General features: G+C 74.8%; 19 protein-coding genes and 1 pseudogene. 12 read left to right on the top strand and 8 right to left on the bottom strand.

Annotation, left to right across the window (positions count from 1 at the left end):
* Window positions 1-71: 71 nt before the first annotated feature.
* Window positions 72-1256, top strand: a complete 1185-nt coding sequence (locus ACFZAU_RS34570; protein WP_500555450.1) for an acyl-CoA dehydrogenase family protein — start codon at window positions 72-74, stop codon at window positions 1254-1256.
* 48 nt (window positions 1257-1304) lie between these two features.
* Here the strand turns inward: ACFZAU_RS34570 and ACFZAU_RS34575 are convergent, their stop codons facing one another.
* Window positions 1305-1754: a cell division protein SepF gene (locus ACFZAU_RS34575; protein WP_499603801.1), complete on the bottom strand. Its 450-nt coding sequence runs from the start codon at window positions 1752-1754 to the stop codon at window positions 1305-1307.
* 293 nt (window positions 1755-2047) lie between these two features.
* Between ACFZAU_RS34575 and ACFZAU_RS34580 the strand changes: the two genes are divergently transcribed.
* From ACFZAU_RS34580 to ACFZAU_RS34590, 3 genes are all read left to right on the top strand, one after another.
* Window positions 2048-3190, top strand: coding sequence for a DUF5685 family protein (locus ACFZAU_RS34580; protein WP_500555451.1), 1143 nt, complete (start codon window positions 2048-2050; stop codon window positions 3188-3190).
* 535 nt (window positions 3191-3725) lie between these two features.
* Window positions 3726-4787 carry a S1 family peptidase gene (locus ACFZAU_RS34585; protein ID WP_500555452.1) on the top strand — a complete coding sequence of 354 codons (1062 nt, stop codon included), beginning with the start codon at window positions 3726-3728 and terminating at the stop codon, window positions 4785-4787.
* Between the two features lie 149 nt (window positions 4788-4936).
* Window positions 4937-5848, top strand: coding sequence for a S1 family peptidase (locus ACFZAU_RS34590; protein WP_500555453.1), 912 nt, complete (start codon window positions 4937-4939; stop codon window positions 5846-5848).
* A gap of 34 nt (window positions 5849-5882) precedes the next feature.
* On the opposite strand, the gene ACFZAU_RS34595 is transcribed toward ACFZAU_RS34590, so the two are convergent.
* Complete coding sequence (locus ACFZAU_RS34595; protein ID WP_500555454.1) at window positions 5883-7004, bottom strand: winged helix DNA-binding domain-containing protein; 1122 nt, start codon at window positions 7002-7004, stop codon at window positions 5883-5885.
* Between the two features lie 62 nt (window positions 7005-7066).
* Between ACFZAU_RS34595 and ACFZAU_RS34600 the strand changes: the two genes are divergently transcribed.
* Window positions 7067-8032, top strand: a complete 966-nt coding sequence (locus ACFZAU_RS34600; protein WP_500555455.1) for a helix-turn-helix transcriptional regulator — start codon at window positions 7067-7069, stop codon at window positions 8030-8032.
* Window positions 8033-8156: 124 nt separating this feature from the next.
* Window positions 8157-9119 (top strand): slipin family protein, encoded by a 963-nt coding sequence (locus ACFZAU_RS34605; RefSeq protein WP_500464516.1) that lies wholly within the window; start codon window positions 8157-8159, stop codon window positions 9117-9119.
* Here the strand turns inward: ACFZAU_RS34605 and ACFZAU_RS34610 are convergent.
* Window positions 9112-9954, bottom strand: coding sequence for a GNAT family N-acetyltransferase (locus tag ACFZAU_RS34610; RefSeq protein WP_500555456.1), 843 nt, complete (start codon window positions 9952-9954; stop codon window positions 9112-9114). The two genes, ACFZAU_RS34605 and ACFZAU_RS34610, sit on opposite strands and share 8 nt — an antisense overlap.
* 148 nt (window positions 9955-10102) lie before the next feature.
* Here ACFZAU_RS34610 and ACFZAU_RS34615 point away from each other — a divergent pair, with 148 nt between their 5' ends.
* Window positions 10103-11218: a S1 family peptidase gene (locus tag ACFZAU_RS34615; RefSeq protein WP_500555457.1), complete on the top strand. Its 1116-nt coding sequence runs from the start codon at window positions 10103-10105 to the stop codon at window positions 11216-11218.
* 103 nt (window positions 11219-11321) lie between these two features.
* Here ACFZAU_RS34615 and ACFZAU_RS34620 read toward each other — a convergent pair whose 3' ends face one another.
* A complete protein-coding gene (locus tag ACFZAU_RS34620; RefSeq protein ID WP_500555458.1) occupies window positions 11322-11612 on the bottom strand; it encodes a hypothetical protein in 291 nt (96 codons plus the stop codon).
* A 274-nt stretch (window positions 11613-11886) separates the two neighbouring features.
* Here ACFZAU_RS34620 and ACFZAU_RS34625 point away from each other — a divergent pair, with 274 nt between their 5' ends.
* Entirely contained in the window at window positions 11887-13113 is a 1227-nt protein-coding gene (locus tag ACFZAU_RS34625; RefSeq protein ID WP_500555459.1) for an amidase, read from the top strand.
* A 338-nt stretch (window positions 13114-13451) separates the two neighbouring features.
* On the opposite strand, the pseudogene ACFZAU_RS34630 reads toward ACFZAU_RS34625, so the two are convergent.
* Window positions 13452-14024 (bottom strand): annotated as a pseudogene (locus ACFZAU_RS34630) (nuclease); the annotation flags it as partial.
* Between the two features lie 125 nt (window positions 14025-14149).
* On the opposite strand from ACFZAU_RS34630, the gene ACFZAU_RS34635 reads away from it, so the two are divergent.
* From ACFZAU_RS34635 to ACFZAU_RS34645, 3 genes are all read left to right on the top strand, one after another.
* On the top strand, window positions 14150-17620 hold the full coding sequence (locus tag ACFZAU_RS34635; protein ID WP_500555460.1) for a DNA polymerase III subunit alpha: 3471 nt from the start codon (window positions 14150-14152) through the stop codon (window positions 17618-17620).
* Window positions 17617-18657: a DNA polymerase Y family protein gene (locus ACFZAU_RS34640; protein ID WP_500555461.1), complete on the top strand. Its 1041-nt coding sequence runs from the start codon at window positions 17617-17619 to the stop codon at window positions 18655-18657. Before ACFZAU_RS34635 ends, ACFZAU_RS34640 begins: the two co-directional genes overlap by 4 nt.
* A gap of 169 nt (window positions 18658-18826) precedes the next feature.
* Window positions 18827-19771 carry an esterase/lipase family protein gene (locus tag ACFZAU_RS34645; RefSeq protein WP_500555462.1) on the top strand — a complete coding sequence of 315 codons (945 nt, stop codon included), beginning with the start codon at window positions 18827-18829 and terminating at the stop codon, window positions 19769-19771.
* 9 nt (window positions 19772-19780) lie between these two features.
* On the opposite strand, the gene ACFZAU_RS34650 is transcribed toward ACFZAU_RS34645, so the two are convergent.
* The 3 genes from ACFZAU_RS34650 to ACFZAU_RS34660 all read right to left on the bottom strand — a co-directional run bounded on the left by ACFZAU_RS34650 (window position 19781) and on the right by ACFZAU_RS34660 (window position 22258).
* Window positions 19781-20794: a lytic polysaccharide monooxygenase auxiliary activity family 9 protein gene (locus tag ACFZAU_RS34650; protein ID WP_500555463.1), complete on the bottom strand. Its 1014-nt coding sequence runs from the start codon at window positions 20792-20794 to the stop codon at window positions 19781-19783.
* Between the two features lie 339 nt (window positions 20795-21133).
* Window positions 21134-21889 carry a DUF2637 domain-containing protein gene (locus ACFZAU_RS34655; protein ID WP_499603768.1) on the bottom strand — a complete coding sequence of 252 codons (756 nt, stop codon included), beginning with the start codon at window positions 21887-21889 and terminating at the stop codon, window positions 21134-21136.
* 54 nt (window positions 21890-21943) lie between these two features.
* Window positions 21944-22258 carry a hypothetical protein gene (locus ACFZAU_RS34660; protein WP_499603767.1) on the bottom strand — a complete coding sequence of 105 codons (315 nt, stop codon included), beginning with the start codon at window positions 22256-22258 and terminating at the stop codon, window positions 21944-21946.
* A gap of 118 nt (window positions 22259-22376) precedes the next feature.
* Between ACFZAU_RS34660 and ACFZAU_RS34665 the strand changes: the two genes are divergently transcribed.
* Window positions 22377-23906, top strand: a complete 1530-nt coding sequence (locus ACFZAU_RS34665) for a carboxyl transferase domain-containing protein (RefSeq protein WP_500555464.1) — start codon at window positions 22377-22379, stop codon at window positions 23904-23906.
* Window positions 23907-24102 lie beyond the last annotated feature (196 nt).

The following is a 24102-nucleotide window of genomic DNA, read 5'->3' on the forward strand; positions in this document are numbered from 1 at the left end:
GGGGCTTTACCCGCCCCCGCCGCGGAAGTAGCTTCGTCGGCGAAGCGCAGTGATCACCGGAGAGGACGACGATGTCCGCTGGAAGGCCGCAGTTCGACCCGTACGACCCGCTCGGCCTCGACGACCTGCTGGACGACGAGGACCGCGCGGTACGGGACACCGTCCGGGTCTGGGCCGCCGACCGCGTGCTGCCGCACGTGGCCGAGTGGTACGAGCGCGGCGAGCTGCCCGGGATCCGCGAGCTGGCCCGGGAACTCGGCTCGATCGGCGCGCTGGGCATGTCGCTCACCGGGTACGGCTGCGCGGGTGCCACCGCCGTCCAGTACGGCCTGGCCTGCCTGGAGCTGGAGGCCGCCGACTCCGGCATCCGCTCGCTCGTCTCCGTCCAGGGCTCGCTGGCGATGTACGCGATCCACCGCTACGGCTCCGAGGAGCAGAAGCAGCGGTGGCTGCCGCGGATGGCGGCCGGCGAGGTCATCGGCTGCTTCGGGCTCACCGAGCCCGACCACGGCTCCGACCCGGCGGGCATGCGCACCCACGCCAAGCGGGACGGCTCCGACTGGATCCTGAACGGCCGCAAGATGTGGATCACCAACGGCTCGGTCGCCGGCGTCGCCGTGGTGTGGGCCCAGACCGACGAGGGCATCCGCGGCTTCGCCGTGCCCACCGACACCCCCGGGTTCTCCGCCCCCGAGATCAAGCACAAGTGGTCGCTGCGCGCCTCCGTCACCAGCGAGCTGGTCATGGACGACGTCCGCCTGCCCGCCGACGCGGTCCTGCCCGGGGTCACCGGCCTGCGCGGCCCGCTCAGCTGCCTGAACCACGCCCGCTACGGCATCGTCTGGGGCGCCATGGGCGCCGCGCGCAGCAGCTTCGAGGCCGCCCTGGAGTACTCCCGCACCCGTGAGCAGTTCGGCCGGCCCATCGGCGGCTTCCAGCTGACCCAGGCCAAGCTCGCCGACATGGCGCTCGAACTGCACAAGGGCATCCTCCTCGCGCACCATCTCGGGCGGCGCATGGACGCGGGCACGCTCCGTCCCGAACAGGTCAGCTTCGGCAAGCTCAACAACGTGCGCGAGGCGATCGAGATCTGCCGCACGGCCCGGACCGTGCTGGGCGCGAACGGGATCTCGCTGGAGTACCCCGTCATGCGGCACGCGACCAACCTGGAGTCCGTGCTGACCTACGAGGGCACCGTCGAGATGCACCAGCTCGTGCTCGGCAAGGCGCTCACCGGGATCGACGCCTTCCGGTAGCCGCGAGGACGGTGCCGGGTCCCGGGACCCGGCGCCGTCCCCCCGCGGTCAGTTCTGGTTGAAGAAGCCGTCGCCCCCGCGCTTGCTGTCGGCGTTGACGACCAGGTAGTCGGGCGGGGTCAGCAGGAAGACGCGGTTCGCCACGCGGTCGATGGAACCGCGCAGGCCGAAGGTGAGTCCGGCCGCGAAGTCGACGACGCGCTTGGCGTCGGCGGGGTCCATGGCCGTCAGGTTGACGATGACCGGGACGCCGTCCCGGAACAGCTCGCCGATGCCGCGGGCGTCCCGGAAGCCGTCCGGGGTGACCGTCGCGATCCGGCGTCCCTGCTCCTCGGCCGAGTCGGACGCCACGCGCACGCGGGGGTCGGTGACCCAGGAGTCGGGGGAGGACGTCTCGGCGCCGTCGCCGTAATCGGCGTAGTCCTCGTCGTAGTACTCCTCGGCGCTGTTGTCGTCGACGAGTCCCAGCCAGGCGCTCGCCCGTCGTACCGATCCCATGGACGCCTCCTCTCGCACGCGGTTCAGTTTGCCGTCCGCACCCCTATGGTCGTCCATGATGCGGATGATGCGCCAAGCGGATACCCACCGTGGGGTGGATTCGTGACAGACCTGGTGCATAAATCGCACTAGTGGCCCCCAGTCACCCCACGGAATACGGATCCTGACGGATCATCGGAAAGGGTCCCGCTCGGTAGAGTGATGCCGCACCGCCGGACAGCCGAACGGGTGGCGTACCGAACGACCAGCCGATGACGTGCTCCATTGCTGCGAATGACGTACGGGGGATTGCGATGTTCGGAATCGTCAGACCGTGCAGACACCGTCTGCCGGAGAAGCTGGCCATATCGTGGACGGCCCATCTGTGCGGCCTCTGCCTCGCCCTGAGGGACGATCACGGGCAACTGGCCAGGGTCGCCACGAATTACGACGGGCTCATCGTCTCGGTGCTGGTCGAGGCCCAGGCCGGGCGGGCGCGGGACGCCCGCCGCACCGCCGGGCCGTGCCCGCTGCGCGCGATGCGGACGGCGCCGGTCGCCCAGGGGGAGGGCGCACGGCTGGCGGCGACGGTCTCGCTGGTGCTGGCCTCCGCGAAGGTGCGCGACCACATGGCGGACGGCGACGGGCTGCTGGCGCGCCGTCCGGTCGCCGCGGCGGCGCGCACGGTGGCCCGGCGCTGGGACCGGGCGGGCGCCGTGACCGGTTCGGGGCTCGGGTTCGACACCGCGGTGCTGCTGGACGCCGTCGGCCGGCAGACGGCCGTCGAGGCGGCCGCCGGTCCCGGCACGTCCCTGCTGACCGTCACCGAGCCCACCGAGACGGCCACCGCCGCCGCGTTCGGCCACACGGCGGTGCTCGCCGGGCGCCCGGCCAACCGCGCCCCGCTGGAGGAGGCGGGCCGCCTCTTCGGCCGCCTCGCCCACCTGCTGGACGCCGTGGAGGACCTGGAGGCCGACGCCGCGGCGGGCGCGTGGAACCCGCTGACCGCCACCGGCGCGAGCCTGGACGAGGCGCGCCGGCTGTGCGACGACGCCGTGCACGGGGTCCGGCTGGCGCTGCGGGACGTCGAGTTCGCCGACGGCGCGCTCGCCCACCTCCTGCTCGCCCATGAGCTGCGGCGCTCCGTGGACCGCGCGTTCGGCGCCTCGTGCGCCCACCAACCGGGCCCGGGCGGGCCCGGGCAGCCGGTGCAGTCGCCCTGGCTGACCCCCGGCCCCCCGCACCAGCAGGGCCCCCGCCGCGGCCTGCTCGCCGGGTGCGCGGTGTTCGCGGGGCTCTGCTGCACCTGCCAGATCTGCTGCCGGGACCACTACGAAGACCCCTGGAGCGGCAAGCGGCGCGAGGGCTGGTGCTCCAACTGCGACTGCTCCTCCTGCGACTGCGGCTGCGGTGACGGCTGTTGCTGTGACTGCGACTGCTGCGGCTGCGACTGCTGAGGGGGCGTGCGGCCCGTTCCCGGCGTGGGCGTCCGGTCTCGTGCGCTCGCCGGGCGGGTGAGGCGGTTCAACGGGCCTTGTGCGGCGGGGGACCCCGCGGTGGCTGACGGCCGCGGGCGGCGTACGGCGGGGCGCTGAGGTGCGCGGGCCCGGTATCACCACGGTGGCGGGGCTGGGTACGGGGCGGCCGCACAGCGGAGTTGCGTGCGGCGTTCCGCGGAAGGGGCGGGGCGGAGACGCCCGTTCGCGCCAAACCGGGGGTGGGGTGGGGCGGTGGCGCCCGGGTGGCGGGAGCGGCGGTCCCATCAGGTGATACACCGTCACCCCGGCACACCCCCGGGGCGCCGCCGCGGCGCCCCGGGGGTGTGCCGCGGCCGAAACCTGCCCTTGTGCGCTTGTGCGTGACTCTGAATACTCCCGTGTGCGCAGCACTTGTCAGGGGCACGCCATCCCCACAGTACGGCGGCGTCCTGGCTGCGCCTCACCGGCCCGCGCTACGCGGGTCAACTTCCGTTCCCCCACAGGAGGAAAAAGCGTGAGGATCAAGCGCACCACCCACACCCCCGTCCCGAGACGCGCTCGGCTGATCGCCGTGGCGTCCGGTCTGCTGGCGGCCACCGCGCTCACCCTGCCCGCCGCCCAGGCCGCCCCCGCGCCCAAGGCCTCCCCCGAGGCCGCGGCCGCGCTCACCACGTCCCTCGGCACCGCCTCCACCGCCGGTTCGTACTACGACGCCAAGGCCAAGGCCATGGTCGTCAACGTCACCAGCGACAAGGCGGCCCAGGCCGTCAGCGCGGCCGGCGCGGTCCCGAAGTTCGTGGCGCACAGCACCGCCCAGCTGGAGAAGGCCGGCAAGGCCACCCTCGCCGCGGACGTCGCGGGCACCTCGTGGGTCGTCGACCCGAAGTCCAACCGGCTGGAGGTCACCGCCGACAGCACGGTCTCCGGTGCCGAACTCGCCAAGCTGCAGGAGGCCACGGCCTCCTACGGCGACGCGGTCACCTTCCGCCGTACGGCCGGCACCTTCAAGCGGCTGATCGCCGGCGGCGACGCCATCTACGGCGGCGGCTACCGCTGCTCGCTCGGCTTCAACGTGCGCAGCGGCAGCACCAACTACTTCCTGACCGCCGGGCACTGCGCCGAGGTCGCCTCGACCTGGTACTCCAACTCCAGCCAGACCACCGTGCTGGGCTCGAACGCCGGCTACAGCTTCCCGACCAACGACTACGCGCTGGTCCGGTACAGCAACACCTCCGTGACCAAGAGCGGCACGGCCGGCAACACCGACATCACCAGCGCCGGCAACGCCTTCGTGGGCCAGGCCGTCCTGCGTGACGGCTCCACCACCGGCATCCACAGCGGTTCGGTCACCGGCCTCAACGCCACCGTCAACTACGGCGGCGGCGACGTGGTCTACCAGATGATCCGCACCAACGTGTGCGCCGAGGGCGGCGACTCCGGTGGCGCGCTGTACACCTCCGGCGGCATCGCGCTGGGTCTGACCTCCGGCGGCAGCGGCAACTGCAGCTCCGGCGGCACGACCTTCTTCCAGCCGGTGACGGAGGCGCTCAGCGTCTACGGCGTCAGCGTCTTCTGACCTTCCGGGAGGTCCACGCCCTCCCTTCCGTCACGGACGTGCCCGGCGGCCCCACGGCCGCCGGGCACGTCCCGTATGGCCCTCTTGTCCGCAGGGCTGATCGTCGCAATACTCCGCGAGGCACCGCATAACCTCGTAGGGGGGAACATATGAGGAACAAGCGCACCACTCCGCGCCGCGGCCTCGCCAGAGGCGCCGCACTGCCCGGAGCGGCGCTGCTCGGCCTGCTGGCCGCGACCGCGGTCGCCGTGCCGGACGCACGGGCCGCCACCTCCGCGACCGCCGCCCGCACCGTCTCGGCCGCGCAACTGGCCGCCGCGGGGCTGGCGGCCGAGTCGGCGGACGTCGCGGGCAGCGCCTGGACGGTCGACCCGCGGAGCGGCGCGCTGGTCATCGCCACCGACGACACCGTCTCGCGCAGCGGGCTCAGCGCGCTGAGGCGGGCCGCCGGACGCCACGGCGGCGCGGTCCGCTTCGAGCGCGTCGGCGGCTCCTTCAAGCGGATGGTCGCCGGCGGCGACGCCGTCCACGGCGGCGGCTTCCGCTGCTCGGTCGGCTTCAACGTCCGCGCCGCGGGCACCTACTACTTCCTGACCGCGGGGCACTGCGGACGCGCCGCCACGACCTGGTACGCCGATCCCGGCCGGACCAGGACGCTGGGCACCACCACCGCCTTCAGCTTCCCGTACGACGACTACGCCCTGGTCCGCTACAGCGGCTCCGTCGCCCGGCCCGGCAAGGCCGGCCGCCAGGACATCAAGAAGGCCGCGCGGGCCCGGGTCGGGGAGGCGGTGAAACGGGACGGCTCCACCACGGGCGTCCGCAGCGGCACCGTCACCGGGCTCGGCTACACCGTCAACTACGGCGACGGCGACATCGTCCGCGACCTCATCCGCACCGACCTCTGCGCCGAACCCGGGGACTCCGGCGGGCCGTTGTACGACGGGACCAGGGCACTGGGGCTGCTCTCCGGCGGCAGCGGCGACTGCACCGAGGGCGGCACCACCTTCTTCCAGCCGCTGCCCGAGGTCCTCACGGCGTACGGGGTCAGCGTGTACTGAGCCGGCCCCGCCGCCGCCCGGGAACGCTCCGCGGTCACCCCGCGAAGCGCACCTCCCGGGCGGCGGCCTCCGGCACCGCGAACGCCAGCAGCCGCCCGCCCTCCGCCGCGACCGCCTCCCGGGCCCGGGCGCCCAGCGGCGCGCACGGCCGGACGTGGAGCACGGCGGCGTCGCGGGCGGCCTGGATCCGCCACAGCCCGTGGACGAAGCCGTCGTGCAGGAAGAAGCCGCGGTTGCTGCCGCTGCCGGGCAGCGGCAGGTCGGTGCCGGGGTCGCGCGGCATGATCCGTGCCCGGTCGGCGTGCGAGAGGGCGATGTTGTCGTACTGCGGCAGGAAGCGCGGCGGCGCCGGTGTCCCGGGGTCGGGGAAGGGCGCTCCCGGGACGTCGTACAACGTGGTGCCCTTCTCGTCGCGGTAGACCCGCAGCCGCGGGCGGAGCCGGTCGACGACCGCGCCGAGCCCGGTCAGCCCCGACCAGACGGCGACGTCCCGGGGTGAGGCGGGCCCGAAGGCGGCGAGGTAGCGCAGGACGGCCGCGTCGGGCGCGGCGCCGTCCGCGAGGTCGAAGTCCCGGCCCAGCCAGCGGTCGGCCGGGGTCTGCAGTGCCGCGCCCGAGGTGCGCCACAGGCCGCGCGGCGGCGGCTGCACCGTCGGCACCCGGGCCGTGACGGCCAGGCTGAGCGGCAGCCGCTCCCGGTCCGGCCAGCGCTCGCGCAGGGCGTCCCCGAGCCGGCTCGCCGGCAGCGGGCCGGCCGCGAGCAGCGCCCGGCCCGCCGCGGCCACCTCCGCCAGGTCCAGCCCCGCCAGCTGCCGCCGGAACTGCCCGAGCAGGCGGCGTTCGATCACGTCCTGCACCACCGGGCGCAGCGCCATGCAGTCCCGCGCCGTCACCAGATGCACCGTCCACCGCAGCAGCGACATCCGCACCGCCCGCCGGTCCTCCAGCAGCGCGGACAGCTCGCGGGGCGCGAAGTCCTCGATCCGGGACCACAGCGCCACGTACGGGTCCTGCGGCTCCTGCGCCTGCAGGCCAACCAGCCGCTCGACCGTCTCCGCGACGCCGGTGCGCTCCCGGCCCAGCAGCGACTGCCGCGCGAGAAGGGAGCGGTTGAGCGTCCGGCGGTCGAGGACGGTGCCCTCGGGGATCGTCTCCATGGACGTGACGGTAGGGCGGAACGCGGTCAGGAACCGTCCGCGACGACTGCCAGACTGATGCCGTGCTGGAAACCTCCGCCCGTCTGCTGCGTCTGCTGTCCCTGCTCCAGTCCCGGCGCGACTGGCCGGGGCCCGAACTCGCCGAGCGCCTCGAGGTCGCCGCCCGGACGGTGCGCCGCGACGTGGAGCGCCTGCGCGCCCTGGGCTACCCGGTGCACGCCACCCCCGGCACTGCCGGCGGCTACCGGCTGGGCGCGGGTGCCGCGCTGCCCCCGCTGCTGCTCGACGACGAGGAGGCGATCGCGGTCGCGCTGTGCCTGCGCACCGGCGCCGGCGGCACCGTCGAGGGCATCGAGGAGACCTCGCTGCGCGCCCTGGCCAAGCTGGAGCAGGTGCTGCCCTCCCGGCTGCGCCACCGGGCGCAGGCCATGGAGGCCGTCGCGGTCGCCCGGCCCGCCGTCCTGCGGAGCGCCGTCGCCCAGGACGTGCTGACCGCGATCGGCACCGCCTGCCGCGACCACGAACGGCTGCGCTTCGACTACCGGGCGCACGGCGGCACCGCCAGCCGCCGCACCGTCGAGCCGCACGGCCTGGTCCACCACGGCCGCCGCTGGTACCTGCTCGCCTGGGACACCGACCGGCAGGACTGGCGCACCTTCCGGGTGGACCGGATGGAACCCAAGTCCCCGACCGGCCCCCGTTTCGCGCCCCGGCGGCCCCCGGCGGACGCCGCGACGTACGTCGCCCGCGGCGTCACCTCGCGGGCCTACCGCCACCAGGCGGTCGTCGCCGTGCACGCCCCCGCCGAGGCGGTGGCGGAGTACGCCGGCTACGCGACCGTGGAGTCCACCGGGCCGGACAGCTGCGTGCTGCGCACCGGTTCCGACTCCCTGGACGCGCTCGCCGTCTACATCGGCATGATCGGCGTCGACTTCGAGGTGCGGGAGCCCCCTGAGCTGGTGGAACGGCTGCGGGTCGTCGCGGACCGGCTCGCCCGGGCGGCGGGCGAGCCGGGCGCGCCGCGGTAGGGCGCCGCCCGGGGCGCGCCCGGCCGGCGACCGGGCACCGTAACGGGGCATCCCGGGCCGTATCCGGCGGGTTACCCGCGAGGTACCGTGGAAGTACTGCGATTCCGGACCCCAGGGGGCCGTGATGGTCGTCGAGTTGATAGCCGCCGTGCTCTCGGCGGGAGCGCTGTACTTCGTTGCCGGGGCCCGTGTGGTGCAGCAGTTCGAGCGGGGCGTGGTGTTCCGGCTCGGCCGGGTCAGGGGCGGGGTGCGTACGCCCGGATTCACCATGATCGTGCCGGTCGTCGACCGGATGCGGAAGGTGAACCTGCAGATCGTGACGATGCCGGTGCCCGCCCAGGAGGGCATCACCCGCGACAACGTCACGGTCAGGGTGGACGCGGTGGTGTACTTCAAGGTCGTCAACGCCACCGACGCGATCATCAACGTCGAGGACTACCGGTTCGCCGTCTCGCAGATGGCGCAGACCTCGCTGCGGTCGATCATCGGCAAGAGCGACCTGGACGACCTGCTCTCCAACCGCGAGAAGCTCAACCAGGGGCTGGAGCTGATGATCGACAGTCCGGCGATCGGCTGGGGCGTGCAGATCGACCGGGTCGAGATCAAGGACGTCTCGCTGCCGGAGACGATGAAGCGCTCGATGGCCCGCCAGGCCGAGTCCGAGCGGGAGCGCCGGGCCCGGATCATCAACGCGGACGCCGAGTTCCAGGCCTCCAAGAAGCTCGCCGACGCCGCGGCGGTCATGAGCGACACCCCCGCCGCGCTCCAGCTGCGCCTGCTGCAGACGGTCGTCGCCGTCGCCGCGGAGAAGAACTCCACGCTCGTGCTGCCGTTCCCGGTGGAGCTGCTGCGCTTCCTCGAACGTGCCCAGCCGGGCCCGTACCCCGCGGTCGAAGCGCAGCCCGCGCCGGCCCCCCGCGCGGCGGCCCCCCGCGGGCCCGCGCCACGGGCCGAAGCCGACCCGCCGGAGTCCGGCGTGCCGCTGGAGGAGCCCGCCGAGGAGCTCCCCGCCGACCTGCGCGAGACGCTTTCGGCGGACCCGCTGCTGGACACCGTCCGGCCGCAGCGGCCCCCCGACGTCAGCTGACCCCGTCGCCCGCGGGCGGCACGTCCGGCCGCCACACGTACGGCACCGTCACCGCCACCGGCAGCAGCCCCAGCCGGGCCAGGATCGGGGCGCTGTCCGGGGAGGCGTCGACCTGCACGAAGCGGTGCCCCGCGGCGACCGCCAGCCGGGCCCGGTGCGCCACCGTCGCCCGGTAGGCGCCCCGCCCCCGCCACTGCGGCAGGGTGGAGCCGCCCCACAGCGACACGAAGTCGGTGCCGTCGTGGAAGCGGGCCCAGCCGGCGCAGACCACCGTGCCGTCGGAGGTCTCGGCGACGACCACGGTGCAGGGGTCGCCGGGCCCCGACACCTCGCTCTCCAGCATCCCCGGCAGCCAGTCGTGGGGGACGCCCCAGACCGCCTCCTCCATCTCCCTGACGCGCTCGAAGTCCGCCCGTGACGTGACCTCCCGCAGCGCGAGACCCGCCGGCAGCACCGGCGCGGCCGTCAGCGCCGCCGCCTCGCCGACCAGCACCGTCTCCGGTTCCTCCGGCACGAAGCCGGCCGCGACCAGCCGGTCGGGCAGCCCCGGCGGCAGGTCGTGGGCGTGGTACTTCCACTCCACCGGCATGCCCAGCGCCGCGTAGTGGTCCCGCTGCCGGGCGATCAGGGCGTCCAGCCCGGGGCCGTCCAGTCCGCCGAGGTCGCGGTAGTCCAGGAACCCCGTCTCCCCGTGCTCGTAGGTCTTGCGCAGCAGCGGGCCGTCGCGTTCCACCGAGCGGAACCGCGAGAGGTCGGCGGGCACACGGGCGCGCAACTGCCGGTCGTAGGCGGCGCGGTACTCCAGCGCCACGGGGGAGGGGTCGAAAGTGCTCATCGGGCGGATTCCACCACAACCGCGAACGCGGACGCGAGCGGATCGGCGGTGGTGAACGCAACGGGGCGGGCCTGCGTATGTGGGACGGAACGACGCTTCCCCCTGCGCCCGACGATCCGGCCTGTATCCCCCCACAGGAGGTCACGAGTTGCAGCACAAACAGATAGCCAAGAGGAAGATCGTGTTCGTCACGGCCGGTGCCGCCGCCATCGCGGCAGCGGCCGTGCTGCTGCCCAACGCCAACGCCTCGCAGTCCCCGTCGCAGGACCGTGAGGCCACCGCGCCGAAGAAGTTCAGTGCCGCGTCCGCCGCGGAACTCGCCTCCCGGCTGGGCGCGGAGTTCGGCCCGTCCGTCGCCGGGGCGTACTACGACAAGGCGAGCGGGCGGCTCGTCGTGAACGTGGTCGCCGGGGACAACGGCGACGTGATCGCACAGGCACAGCGGGCGGGCGCCGAGACCCGGACGGTCGAGAACAGCGCCGCCGAACTGACCTCCGCCGCGCGGATCTTGAAGCAGCGCGCCACGATCCCCGGCACCGCCTGGGCCGTCGACCCCCGGACCAACCGGATCCTGGTCACCGCGGACCGCACCGTCACCGGCGGCAAGTGGGACACCCTGGAGTCCACCGTGCGGTCCCTGGGCGGCGGCATGGCCCGGATCCGGAAGTCCGCGGGCGAGTTCAAGCCCCTGCTGGCCGGCGGGGACGCCGTCTTCGCCGACGGGGCGCGCTGTTCGCTGGGCTTCAACGTCGTCAAGGACGGCGCTCCGGCCTTCCTCACCGCGGGCCACTGCGGGGTCGCCTTCCCGAACTGGTCGGACAGCCAGGGCGGGGCGCCCGTCGCGACCGTGCGGCAGGCGGTCTTCCCGGGGGACGGCGACTTCGCCCTCGTGACGTACGACGACCCGGGCACCCAGGCGCCCAGCCAGGTGAACCTCGGCAACGGCCGGGCCCTGGCGGTGGGCGGGGCCGCGGAGGCGGCCGTGGGCCAGGAGGTGTTCCGGATGGGCAGCACCACGGGGCTGCACGGGGGCACGGTCCTCGGGCTCGACGCGACGGTCAACTACCCGGAGGGCACCGTCACCGGGCTGATCCAGACCGACGTCTGCGCGGAGCCGGGCGACAGCGGGGGCGCACTGTTCACCCGTGACGGCAGCGCGATCGGCCTCACCTCCGGCGGCAGTGGGGACTGCCAGGCGGGCGGGGAGACCTTCTTCCAGCCGGTGACCACGGCGCTGGCCGCGGTCGGGGCGCAACTCGGCTGACGCCCACGTGATCCGGCGGGCCCCGGGCTGCGGCGGAGTCCGGGGCCCGGCCGTGCGCGGCCGGGGGAGCCGCACCGGGTGCCGGGCGGCCGGGATCGGGGGGTCAGTGGAACCGGCGGTGCAGGGGGAAGGCCATGACCGTCGCGCCGACGTGCACGGCCCGGTGCGCCGGGCGCGGCGCCTTGGCGTCCTCGTGCAGGCCGACCAGCAGCGCCGCGAGCCGGTGCCGGAAGTCGTCCCAGACCTCGGCGTCCTCGTCCTCCGGGTACCGCGGGGGCCGTGCGCCGCACGGCGGCTCCACCAGGCCGGCGGCCGCGAGGCGGCGCAGGCGGCTCACCATGCGCAGCCGGCCGGGGTGCGCCACGGGTCTGGAGAGGATGTCGGTCGCCGTCATGGCGGTCAGTAAATCGTGCCGTCCCCTTGCCTTCGCAACCCCTGAGTAGCCACTGGGGTGACGTGCGCGTGACGCGGGTTGACGGATGGGGCGAGGGAGCATCCACGTGACATCGGGACGTGACGAATCTCGCACCGACGCGGTGTTTGGGGCGCCCGGGAGGGCGCGTACCCTCGCCCCCTTCCGGGCCGGGCCGCCGGTCCCGCCCCGCGGGGGCCCGCGGGGCGGGGCGATGACGCCGTGTCCGGGGAAGGCCGGGGCTTTTCGGCGTAGCGTGGCGGCCGTGACGGATCTGGTGGCACGGACTTGTGACCGCATCGACCGGCTCGACGCCCGGATCAAGGCGTTCGTACGGGAACCGGACCGGCGGGGCCGGCTGGCGGCGGAGGCGGCCGCGGCGCCACCGGGTGCGCTGTCCGGGGTGATGGTGGGCGTCAAGGACATCGTCCGGATCGACGGGATGGAGACCAGGGCCGGGTCCGCGGTGCCGCCGGAGGCGCTGGCCGGGCTGCAGGCACCGCTGGTGGACCGGCTGCGGGCGGCCGGGGCGCTGGTCGCGGGGAAGACGGTGACGGCCGAGTTCGCGGTGACCGCCCCGGGGCCGACCCGTAATCCGCACAACACCGCCCACACGCCGGGTGGTTCGAGCAGCGGTTCGGCGGCCGCGGTGGCGGCGGGCATGGTGCCGCTGGCGGTCGGGACGCAGACCGTCGGCTCGGTGGTCCGGCCCGCGGCCTACTGCGGGGTGGTGGGCTTCAAGCCGACCTTCGGACGCGTACCGGTGGACGGGGTGATCGCCAACGCCCCGAGCTTCGACACGGTCGGCGTGCTCGCCGTCGACGTGGCCACGGCGGCGCGCGGCGCGTCCGTCCTGTGCGACGACTGGCGGGAGCCGCCGGCCGGCGAGGGCCGGCCGGTGCTCGGCGTCCCCGTCGGCCCCTACCTGGACCGGGCCGGGGCGGAGGCCCGGGAGGCCTTCGCGGCCCAGGTCAAGCGGCTGGAGGCGGCGGGCTGGACGGTCCGCGAGGTGCCGGTGATGGCGGGCCCGGGCGAGTTCGACGCGGTCGTACGGCAGTTGTACGTCATGAACCGCTACGAGGCGGCCCGTACGCACGCCGACTGGTTCCCCCGGTACGGCCACCTGTACCGGGAGCAGACGGTCGCCGCCATCCGCGAGGGCCACGCCGTCGGCCGCGACGACTACGAGCGGGCCGAGGGCGAGCGCCGGGTCTTCCGCGAGCGGCTGCTGGCGGCCATGGGGGAGGTCGACGTCTGGCTGGCGCCGTCCGCCACCGGCCCCGCCCCCTTCGGGCTGGGCAGCACCGGCGACTCGGTGATGTGCCTGCCGTGGAGCAACGCCGGCTTCCCCGCGGTGAGCCTGCCCGCCGGGTTCGCCGCGAACGGCCTGCCGCTCGGTCTGCAGGCCGTCGGACGCCCCGGCGAGGACGAGGAACTGCTGCGGTGGGCGGCCGGGTTCGCCCCGGTCGTCAGGCCTCGGTGAAGACCAGGTCCTCGATCGGGACGGTCATCCGCACGGTGTGGTCGCCGGTCACCTCGACGACCCGGTGCAGTCCCCGCACCTGCGTGCGGGGGGTGTCCGAGGACAGGATCCGGTAGCTGTCCGCCGCCCCGTAGATAGGCGCGGAAGGCGGCGAGGGAGGGCTCGCCGAGCGCGAGGTAGTCGAAGAGCCGCCGGAACAGCTTGGGGACGAGCACCGCGTCGTCGGTGAGCGAGGAGAGCCCGGTGATCTTCGCCCCGGTGGTGCTCACGTCGCCGGGCCACAGCCCCTTGCCCGCGTCCCGGGCCTGCCGGGCGACCTCGGTCAGCTCCTGGCGCAGGTCCTCGTAGAGGTTGCTGTAGAAGGTGGGATAGGCCAGGCCCTCCGCGATCAGGTGGTGGTTGACGGTCTCGCGCAGCAGCGGCACGCCGACGGTGACCTCCTGCCCGCTCTTCGTGCCCTCCGGCAGCGGGCCGCGGCCGGCCAGGGCGACGCAGCGGCCGTGCACGTCGACCCCGCCGGTCAGGATCCAGCCGGGGACGCTCTCGGGGGCGGACGCGACGACGCGCTCGTCGCCGGGCTCGCGCTCCACGGCGGTGAAGCCGAGCCGGCGCAGCAGCTCGTCCCGGGCCGTGTGGGCGAAGGGCAGCGGCTGGTGGGCCGGGGCGGAGGTGGGTCCGTAGTGGGTCTCCAGCGCGTCGACGGCGTCCAGGCGCAGCTTGCCCCAGCAGGAGTCGGTGAGGTCGAGCCCGAGCCCGCCCCTGACCCGGTTCCAGTCGGGGTGGCGGGTGGGGGTGAAGCCGACGGTGTCCCCGTCCGGTTCGGTGTTCTTTATCTGGAAAGAGCCCTTGACCAGCAGCATCGGCATGGCGACTCCCCGTCGGGGTGCGAGCGTCGGTGACGTCGTGTGCATGAAACCACGCGGAGGGTGGCGGAGGGCAGGGATCCGGCGCGTCTTCGTACATACGTTCGACAAGTGGTCTATGGTGGGTGGCAGAGGGTTCGGAAGGGGGGAGACGTGAGCGGTCGGAGGTGCGTATGGCGGGATTCACGCACCTGCACACCGTCTCCGGCTTCTCGCTGCGGTACGGGGCCTCGCACCCCGAGCGGCTCGCCGAGCGCGCCGCCGAACGGGGGATGGATGCGCTGGCACTGACCGACCGGGACACCGTGGCCGGTGTGGTGCGCTTCGCCAAGGCGTGCGTGCGGGCCGGGGTGCGGCCGCTGTTCGGCGCCTCTCTGGCGGTGCCGGCGGCGTACGCCGGAGGGGGCGCCGCCCCGCAGACCGGCTCCCGGACCGCCCCGCCGGCCGCCCGGCGGCGCACCCCGGTGCGCGGCGGGGCCTTCGTGCCGGAGGCGACCGACCGGGCGGTGTTCCTCGCCCGCGACCGCCGCGGCTGGGGCACGCTGTGCCGGCTGGTCAGCGCCGCCCACACCGACGGCGGCATCGGCTGGGAGGACCTGGGACGGGAGGGGCTGTACGTGCTGCTCGGCGCGGACTCCGAGGTCGGCCGCGCGCTGGCGGCCGGACGCCCCGACCGGGCCGCCCGGCTGCTGCGCCCCTGGCGCGAGGTGTACGGGGACGCGCTGCGCCTGGAGGCCGTGCACCACGGCCGCACCGGCACCGGGTACGGCTCGCTGCGGCTCGCCGCCCGCACCGTCGGCTTCGCCGTCGAGCAGGGCGTCGTCCCGGTGCTGAGCAACGCCGTCCGCTACGCCGACCCCGGGCAGGGGGAAGTTGCAGACGTCCTGGACTCGGCGCGCCGCCTGGTGCCCGTCGACGTGCGCGACACCGGGAGCCTGGACAGCGGCGAGCGCTGGCTGAAGGACTCCGGGGACATGGCGCGCACCGCCGAAAGGGTCATGGAGGCGGCCGGGTTCACCCGCGGCGACGCCCGCCGGCTGCTGCGGTCCACCGAGGAGACCGCCGCGGGCTGCGCCGTCGACCCCGAGGAGGACCTGGGGCTCGGGCAGGTGCACTTCCCCGAGCCGGAGGTCGTCGGCGCGGGCGCCCGCACCGCCGACCGCGTGCTGCGCTCCCACTGCGCCGCCGGGATGGTCCGCGAGGGCCACGACCGGGACCCGGAGTACTGGACGCGGCTCGACCACGAACTGCGGATCATCGAGCGGCTCGGGTTCGCCTCGTACTTCCTCACCGTCGGCCAGGTGGTCGCCGACGTGCGGGAGATGGGCATCCGGGTCGCGGCGCGCGGCTCGGGCGCCGGCTCGCTCGTCAACCACCTGCTGGGCATCGCCGCCGCCGACCCCGTCGAGCACGACCTGCTCATGGAGCGCTTCCTGTCCGGCCGGCGCGCCTCCCTGCCCGACATCGACATCGACGTGGAGTCCGCCCGCCGGCTGGAGGTCTACCGGCGCATCCTGGACCGCTTCGGCGGCGAGCGGGTCGCCACCGTCGCCATGCCCGAGACCTACCGCGTCCGGCACGCGGTCCGCGACGTGGGCGCGGCCCTCGGGATGGACCCGGAGCAGACCGACCGGCTGGCCAAGGCCTTCCCGCACATCCGGGCCCGCGACGCGCGGGCCGCCCTCGCCGAACTGCCCGAGCTACGGCAGGTGGCCGGGGAGGACCACGGCCGGCTGTGGGAGCTGGTCGAGGCACTGGACGCACTGCCGCGCGGGGTCGCCATGCACCCCTGCGGGGTGCTGCTCTCGGACGCCGGGCTGCTGGACCGTACGCCGGTGATGCCGACCAGCGGCGAGGGCTTCCCCATGTCGCAGTTCGACAAGGACGACGTCGAGGACCTCGGGCTGCTCAAGCTCGACGTGCTCGGGGTGCGCATGCAGTCCGCGATGGCGCACACCCTGGACGAGGTGGAACGGACCGGCGGCGGCCGGATCGACCTGGACCGCATCCCGCAGGGCGACCCCGCCACGTACGAACTGGTCCGCTCCGCCGAGACGCTGGGCTGCTTCCAGATCGAGTCCCCCGGCCAGCGCGACCTGGTGGGACGGCTGCAGCCGGCCACCTTCCACGACCTGGTCGTGGACATCTCCCTCTTCCGTCCCGGGCCGGTCGCCGCCGACATGGTGCGGCCCTTCATCGAGGCCCGGCACGGCCGCACGCCCGTCCACTACCCGCACCCCGACCTGGAGCCCGTGCTGCGCGAGACCCACGGGGTCGTCGTCTTCCACGAGCAGCTCATCGGCATCATGTGCGTCATGACCGGCTGCGACCGGGGCTTCGCCGACGAGGCCCGGCGGGCGCTGTCGGACGAGACCCGGCAGGGGCGGCTGCGGGCCTGGTTCGCGGACGAGGCCCGGGAGCGCGGCTACTCCCGCGAGGTCATCCGGCGCACCTGGGAGATCGTCTCGGCCTTCGGCGCGTACGGCTTCTGCAAGGCGCACGCCGTCGCCTTCGCCGTGCCGACCTACCAGTCCGCCTGGCTCAAGGCGCACCACCCGGCGGCCTTCTACGCCGGGGTGCTCACCCACGACCCCGGGATGTACCCCAAGCGGCTGCTGCTCGCGGACGCCCGGCGGCGCGGGGTGCCGGTGCTGCCGCTGGACGTCAACCGGTCGGGCGCGGCCTACCGGATCGAGCCGGTGCCCGGCGAGGGGGCCGAGGAGGTGTGGGGGCTGCGGCTCGCGCTCTCCGAGGTGCACGGCATCAGCGAGGCCGAGGTCGCCCGGATCACCGCCGGACAGCCCTACTCCTCCCTCCAGGACCTGTGGGAGCGCGCCCGGCCGGGCCGTGCCGCCGCCGAACGCCTCGTCCAGGTCGGCGCGCTGGACTCCTTCGGGGGCAACCGCCGCGACATGCTGCTCCAGGTCGCCGAGGTGCACCGGCAGGGCCGGGCCTCCGCCTACGACGGCCAGCTCACCCTGACCGGAGGGGAGGGAGAGCCGGCGTTCGCGCCGGTCGGCCTGCCCGACATGGACGACGGCGAACGGCTCGGCGCCGAACTCGGCGTCCTCGGCATGGACGCCTCCCGCCACCTGATGGACGACCACCTCGCCTTCCTGGAGGAGCTGGGCGCGATCCCGGCGAACCGGCTGCGCGAGGTGCGGCACGGCGAGACCGTGCTGGTCGCCGGGGCCAAGGCGGCCACCCAGACGCCGCCCATCCGCTCCGGGCGCCGGGTCGTCTTCACCACCCTCGACGACGGCACCGGCCTGGTCGACCTCGCCTTCTTCGACGACAGCCACGAGGCCTGCGCCCACACCGTCTTCCACTCCTGGCTGCTGCTGGTCCGCGGGGTGGTCCAGCGCCGCGGCCCGCAGAGCCTGTCCGTCGTCGGCGCCGCCGCCTGGAACCTGGCCGAACTGGTCGAACTGCGCAAGGAGGGCGGCCTGGAGGCGGTCGCGGCACGCCTGGCCGAGACCCCGGGCGAACCCGCCGGCCTCCCGGCGCCCCCGCCCGCGGGCCGCCGGGTCCGCATGTCCACCGGTTACGAGATGCACCCCTGGGCCGATCTGCGGCCCGCGGGCGAGGGCGTTCCGACCGGCCGCAAGCTGTGGCACTCCAGCCCGGGGAGCGCGGGACGATGAGCGCCGACCTGACGCGGGGCCCGCGGGCCGGACGGAGCCCGCAGCCGCCGGGGACCCCGCCCGCACCGTACGTGCTGTACGTGCACTTCCACGCCGCCGAGGAGCGGTACGAGCCGCTGCTCGCGCTGCTCGGCGGCTTCACCCCCGTCGTCCAGGCACTGCCGCCCGACGCCGCGCTCGCCGACGTCCGCGGGGCGCTGCGCTACTTCGGGCGCGACGCCGCGGAACTGGCCACGCTGCTGCGGGTGCGGCTGCTCGCGCTCCACGGCGTGGACTGCACGATCGGCGTCGGCCCGAACCCGCTGCTCGCCCGGATGGCGGCACAGGACGGACCGGAGGGCGCGGTGCGCGTCGCTCCCACCGACCCCGCCGCCGTCGCGGCCTTCCTCGCCGAGCGCCCGGTGGCGGCGCTGCACGGCGTCGGCCCGGCGACGGCACGGCAGTTGGCCACGTACGGCCTGGACACGGTGGGACGGGTGGCGGCCGCGCCCCTGGGCACCCTGCAGCGGATCCTGGGCGCCGCGGCGGGCCGCAGGACGCACGAGCGGGCCCGCGGCATCGACCCGGCCCCGGTCGTCCCGAACGCCCCCGCCCGCTCGGCCGGGGCCGAACGCCGCTTCGGCCACGACGAGCTGGACCCGGTGCGGCACCGCCGTGCCCTGCTGTCGCTCACCGAGGAACTGGGCTCCTCGCTGCGCGCGTCGGGCCGGGTCGCGCGCTCACTGACCCTCACCGTCCGCTACGCCGACCGCTCCACGACCACCCGCACCCGCGCGCTGCCCGAGCCGAGCGGCCACGGCACCGCCCTCGCCGAGGCCGCGTACCGGCTCTACGAGGGGCTGGGACTGCAGCGGGCCCGGGTACGCGGACTCGCGCTGCGCGCCGAGGGGCTGACGGACGCCGGACTCGCGACGCTGCAGCTCAGCCTGGACCCGGGGGACGAGAAGGCGCGCCGCATCGAGGCGGTCGCGGACCGGGCGCGGGCCCGCTTCGGCCCGCGGGCGCTGATGCCCGCGGCGCTGTCGGGCGCCGCCTGACGCCCCATTATCACATCGACGTGAAGCCGACGTGATGAATTCTTTACCGACCGGTAGCTGGCGACGTTTGTTACTCACTCGTAAATTGACGGAAGCTCAGCACTCTGGTGATCCGGATCACAGGCTGCACGGGAGCCAGTCCTTCCCCCACCTGCGAGGAGATCGCTCGATGCTGCCCATCAGACCGCGATCAGCGCTCCGGCTCCTCTCCGCGCTGACTCTCACCGCCGCCCTCTTCGCCACCCCCGTCCTGGCGGACACCACCACCGCCGCACTGGCGAAGGCCCCCGCGTCCGGTACCAAGGCCACCACGACCGTCAACGCCGCGGCCACCGCCGCCGGCGCCACCGCGAGCAGCGGCTGGAACAACTGGTCCTGCAAGCCGTCCGCCGCCCACCCGCGGCCCGTCGTCCTCGTCCACGGCACCCTCGGCAACTCCATCGACAACTGGCTCGGGCTCGCGCCCTACCTGGTCAAGCGGGGCTACTGCGTCTACTCCCTCGACTACGGCCGGCTGCCCGGTGTGCCCCTCTTCCACGGGCTCGGCCCCATCGCCGCGTCCGCCCAGCAGCTCGCCGACCACGTCGACCGGGTCCTCGCGGCCACCGGCGCGGGCAAGGTCGACGTCGTCGGGCACTCCCAGGGCGGCATGATGCCGCGCTACTACATGAAGTTCCTGGGCGGTGCCCCCAAGGTGAACGCCCTGGTCGGCATCGCGCCCAGCAACCACGGCACCGACCTGGGCGGGCTGCTCAAGCTGCTGCCCTACTTCCCCGGCGCGGCCGAGGCCATCGCGCACCTCACCCCGCAGGGACTGACCGACCAGATGGCCGGATCGGCCTTCCTCACCCAGCTGAACGCCGGCGGCGACACCCTGCCCGGCGTCCGCTACACGGTGATCGCGACCAAGTACGACGAGGTCGTCACGCCGTACACCTCGCAGTTCCTGTCCGGCCCCGACGTGCGCAACGTGGTGCTGCAGGACCTGTGCCCGCTCGACCTGTCCGAGCACGTCCTCGCCGGGCTGACCGACCGCATCGTGTTCCACGAGACGGCCAACGCCCTTGACCCGGCGCACGCCAAGGCGACCGACTGCGGGGACGTCTTCAGCTGACGGTCCGCCTCAGCCGGCGTTCCCCGCCCGGCGCCTGCGGGCGACCAGCAGCAGCGCCGACGCACCGAGCGTCACGGCGGCGGCCCCCGCCGCCATCAGCGAGGTCGTGCCGGTGCTGCTGCTCCCGGTCTGCGCGAGGTCCGCGCCGGCCGGGGAGGTCTCCGCCGTCGTGGACGGCTCCGCGAGCGGGCTCGCGGAGCCCTCCGCGGCGGTCTGCGCGTGATGGCGGTGGCGCACCGCCGACCGGTCCGCCCCGGCGGAGACCTGCGCGTCGTCCGGCACGGAGGCGGTGGGCGCGGGGGCGGTCGTGGCCGCGGCCGGGGCGCCCCCGGTCGTGGCGGGGGCCGAGGTGGCGGGCGCGGCGGGTGCCTCCGGGGCCTTGCCGGTGTCCGCGCCGAAGACCACGTCCGAGCAGGAGTAGAAGGCCTCCGGGCTGTCCGAGCGCTGCCAGATCGCGTAGACCAGCTGGCGCCCCGACCGGGCCGGCACGTCGACCGGCAGGACGTAACTGCCGTCCCGCACCTGGGGGTCGGTGACCTTCGCGAAGGGCCGCGCGTCCAGGTCCGACCACGTCAGCGGCCTCGACGGGTCGTACCCCGCCTTCGTCATGTACAGCTCGAACGCACCCTTGTGGCGGGCCGTCACGCGGTACGTCAGCTCCTGTCGTCCCGGTGCCATCCGCGTCGCCGGCCAGTCGGCCCGCGCCAGGTCCAGCGCCTTGAACTCCTCGTTGCCGGCGCTGCACAGCCTGCCGTCCGCTATCAACTGCCGGTGGCGCCCGGCCGCGTCGCCGATGCGCACCCCGTTCCAGTCGTAGAAGGCCTGCGTGCCGCCCGCCGCGACCGCCGCCCGGCACGCCGCCGACGACGGGTGCTCGGGGTTCTCCGCGTAGCAGGTCAGCACCCGGCTGACCGGGCCGCCCATGGTGCCGTGGGCGTTCGCCGGTCCCGCCGCCAGGCCGGTCAGCGCGAGCGGTCCGATCCCGAGGGCGGCGGCCAGGGCGGCCGTTCTGCGTGCGGTCATGGTGGGGTTCTCCTTCGGCGGTGGCCCGGGGTGCGCGGGGTGCCGGGACCCCGTCGGCGCCGCCCCCGTGCGCGGCGCCGACGGGCATCGGCGAACCAGCACGCTAGCCGCGCCGCAGGGGCGGAACCCCTGTTCGGGGGACCTGCGGACGATCTTTATGGCGGCGTTAAGGCATCGCTAAGCGGGGGCTGAGGATGCGGGACGCGCCCGGACCGCGACCTCACCGCCCCCGAGGGCGGCCGGCTGCCGTTCGGAGGATCGGCCGGAGGCACCGGCTGAGCGGTCCGGCCGGCCCGCCGCGGCCCCGGCCCGCTCGACGGGCCGGGGAGGGGCGCCGTGTCAGGAGGAGTGCCGGCTGCGGGAGGTGCGGCGCGGCGGGTGGGTGAGGGTGATCTGCCGTACGAGCTGGTGGAAGCAGGACAGCGCGGCGATGGCGGGCAGGCTGGCGACGGTCCAGTCGGTGATCGTCCGGGGGGCGGAGGCGACGCAGAACAGGATCGCGAAGGCCGAGAAGAGCAGTACGACCGCCCAGGAGTGCGGTGCGCGGCGCTGGTGCAGCGCGGCCCGCAGGATCGACAGCGAGGCCACCATCCAGGGGCCGTAGACCAGCAGCGGCCACCAGTCGGCCAGCCCCGACGCCCCGTTGGTGGCGGCGATGTGCCGCAGCGGGTCGTGGGCGACCATCCCGCCGAGCACGCTCACCATGGCCACGATCGTGGCGGCGACCGCCGCGACGACGAAGCTGAGCGTCTGGGTCCTGGTCACCTTCTGCCGCAGCGCCGCCCCGCGGATCCTGCGGTGCCGGTGCCGGGTGAGCGGCAGTTCGTGGGTCGCGGCCTCCGGGGAGGGCGCGGCGAAGACGTCGTCCTCGTCGTCCTCGTCCACGTCGTCCAGCAAAGGGGGTTCGAGGAGCTGGGCCAGTTCCTCCTCGGACGTCCACACCCCGTTCAGGACGTCGTAGTCAGGGGCGGAGAAGACGCCGTTCCCCGAGGTGTCGTCCGGGGCCTGGCGGGGACTGTAAATGGTGTGGCCGTTGAGGTCGTCCTCGTACGGCACGTCGTTCTCGAAGCGGAAACGGTCCTGCAAAGGCGGCATGTAGGAATTCCTGTCGGGGCCGGGCGTGTGCGGGGGATACGGGGAATGCACGCCCTAATACCGCCCGTCCAGATCGATGCCGGAGCAGCGGCGGGTGAAATCACCCTCGATCCCGACCATTTCGTTGGCGAACTGTTCCAGTTCCGAAGAGCAGTACACGAGGGGAATGTGCTCCTCGCCGCGCTCGATGTAGGCGTCCGAACTCTGCCCGAAGAATCCCGCCGTCCCCGGGACGAAGACCCATTCCCCGAGGGGGAGGCCTTCCGGCGGGCGGTACGGACGGCTGCGGCGGATGGGCGCCGGGACCGTCCGGGGGACCTCACTCCCGGACGGCGCACCCGGCGCGTTCTGGGGATCGACTGTGACCACATCCCCACAACGACCTTCGGCCCGTGATGGAGTTGCGCCGTTCGAGTGACCTCCGCCCCGTGTTCCGTGAGGTGTTGGCCCTGGCCACCGCCTCCGTCGGGCACCCTAGGGTGACCCCATGACCGAACCGACGCGCCGCCGCGCGGCCGCCCTCGAGCTCATCGACGCCGTCGTCGACCGCGGCACCTGGCACGGCTGGGACGAGCCCGTGACCGCCCTGCCCGGGTACCTCGACGACCCCGGCTACCGCGCCGACCTCGCCCGGGCCCGGGAGCGCACGGGGCTCGACGAGTCGGTCGTCACCGGCGAGGGGCGCATCCGCGGCCGCCTGGTCGCCGTCGTGGCGGGCGAGTTCCGCTTCCTGGGTGGCTCGATCGGCGTCGCCGCGGGTGAACGCCTCGTACGGGCCGTCGAACGGGCCACCCGCGAACGGCTGCCGCTGCTGGCCTCGCCCGCCTCGGGCGGGACGCGGATGCAGGAGGGCACCATCGCGTTCCTGCAGATGGTCAAGGTCGCGGCGGCCATCACCGACCACAAGGCGGCCGGTCTGCCGTACCTGGTCCACCTGCGGCACCCGACCACGGGCGGGGTCTTCGCGTCCTGGGGCTCCCTCGGGCACGTCACCGCCGCCGAACCCGGTGCGCTCATCGGCTTCCTCGGCCCGCGGGTCCACGAGGCCCTGTACGGGGAGGAGTTCCCGGCCGGCGTCCAGGTCGCGGAGAACCTGCTGGCCAACGGCATCGTCGACGCGGTCCTGCCCTCCGGGGGGCTCGCGGACGCCGCGGCCCGGGTCCTCGGGGTGCTGAGCGGCGACTCGTCGGCCGCCCCCGACCCCGGCGGGACCGGACCCGAGCCCGCCGCGCCCGTCCCCGTTCCCACCGCCGAGGAGTCCATCCGGCGCTCGCGGCGGCCCGAACGGCCGGGGCTGCGCGCCCTGCTGGGGGTGGCCGCCCGGGACGTGACCCCGCTCAGCGGCACCGGCGCGGGGGAGCGGGACCCCGGACTGCTGCTGGCGCTCGCCCGCATCGGCGGCACGCCCTGCGTCGTCCTCGGCCACGACCGGCGCGAGACGGGCGACGGCCGGCCGCCCGCACTGGGCCCCGGCGGCCTGCGGGTCGCCCGCCGCGGCATGGGCATCGCCGCGGAACTGGACCTGCCGCTGCTGTCCGTCGTCGACACCGCGGGCGCCGCCCTCTCCCGGGAGGCCGAAGAGGGCGGGCTGGCGGGCGAGATCGCCCGCTCCCTCGCCGACCTGATGACCGTGCCCGCGCCCACGCTGTGCCTCCTGCTCGGGCAGGGCGCCGGCGGGGGCGCGCTCGCGCTGCTGCCCGCGGACCGGGTGGTCGCGGCCCGCCACGCCTGGCTCTCCCCGCTGCCGCCCGAAGGGGCCTCCGCGATCCTCCACCGGACGACGGAGCGGGCGTACGAGGTGGCCGGGCGCCAGGGCGTGCGCTCGGCGGACCTGGCCGCGCACGGCATCGTCGACCGTGTGGTGGAGGAGGCCCCCGACGCGGCGGACGAGCCCGAGGCGTTCCTCGTCCGCCTAGGCGCGGTCCTGGGAGCGGAACTCGCTGCCCTCCGGACCCGGCCGCGCGCCGTCCGCCTCGCGGCCCGCCGCACCCGCTACCGGAACCTTGGCCTGAGCTGACACCCCTCCGCGGCCCGCGCCCCGCCGGGGGAATCCGCAGGGGGTGGCTCCGCGGGATCGCCCGGCCGTTGTCCGGCCGGGGAGCGGTCGTTGACGCCGCGCAGTCGCGGGGCCGGCGACGCCCGCCGGCCCACGGACGCCGGGTCTGATGCGGGTGGCCGCCACCGCGTCCTGCCGGTGCGCCGGACGGCGGCCT

This window comes from Streptomyces sp. NPDC008238 (assembly GCF_042956445.1).
GTDB lineage: Bacteria > Actinomycetota > Actinomycetes > Streptomycetales > Streptomycetaceae > Actinacidiphila.

Coding starts and splice junctions, on each gene's coding strand:
- ACFZAU_RS34610 (WP_500555456.1), bottom strand. CDS start 9,954: ATGAGCACTTTCGACCCCTCCCCCGTGGCGCTGGAGTACCGCGCCGCC.
- ACFZAU_RS34570 (WP_500555450.1), top strand. CDS start 72: ATGTCCGCTGGAAGGCCGCAGTTCGACCCGTACGACCCGCTCGGCCTC.
- ACFZAU_RS34605 (WP_500464516.1), top strand. CDS start 8,157: ATGGTCGTCGAGTTGATAGCCGCCGTGCTCTCGGCGGGAGCGCTGTAC.
- ACFZAU_RS34640 (WP_500555461.1), top strand. CDS start 17,617: ATGAGCGCCGACCTGACGCGGGGCCCGCGGGCCGGACGGAGCCCGCAG.
- ACFZAU_RS34620 (WP_500555458.1), bottom strand. CDS start 11,612: ATGACGGCGACCGACATCCTCTCCAGACCCGTGGCGCACCCCGGCCGG.
- ACFZAU_RS34665 (WP_500555464.1), top strand. CDS start 22,377: ATGACCGAACCGACGCGCCGCCGCGCGGCCGCCCTCGAGCTCATCGAC.
- ACFZAU_RS34580 (WP_500555451.1), top strand. CDS start 2,048: ATGTTCGGAATCGTCAGACCGTGCAGACACCGTCTGCCGGAGAAGCTG.
- ACFZAU_RS34595 (WP_500555454.1), bottom strand. CDS start 7,004: ATGGAGACGATCCCCGAGGGCACCGTCCTCGACCGCCGGACGCTCAAC.
- ACFZAU_RS34635 (WP_500555460.1), top strand. CDS start 14,150: ATGGCGGGATTCACGCACCTGCACACCGTCTCCGGCTTCTCGCTGCGG.
- ACFZAU_RS34645 (WP_500555462.1), top strand. CDS start 18,827: ATGCTGCCCATCAGACCGCGATCAGCGCTCCGGCTCCTCTCCGCGCTG.
- ACFZAU_RS34655 (WP_499603768.1), bottom strand. CDS start 21,889: ATGCCGCCTTTGCAGGACCGTTTCCGCTTCGAGAACGACGTGCCGTAC.
- ACFZAU_RS34590 (WP_500555453.1), top strand. CDS start 4,937: ATGAGGAACAAGCGCACCACTCCGCGCCGCGGCCTCGCCAGAGGCGCC.
- ACFZAU_RS34650 (WP_500555463.1), bottom strand. CDS start 20,794: ATGACCGCACGCAGAACGGCCGCCCTGGCCGCCGCCCTCGGGATCGGA.
- ACFZAU_RS34575 (WP_499603801.1), bottom strand. CDS start 1,754: ATGGGATCGGTACGACGGGCGAGCGCCTGGCTGGGACTCGTCGACGAC.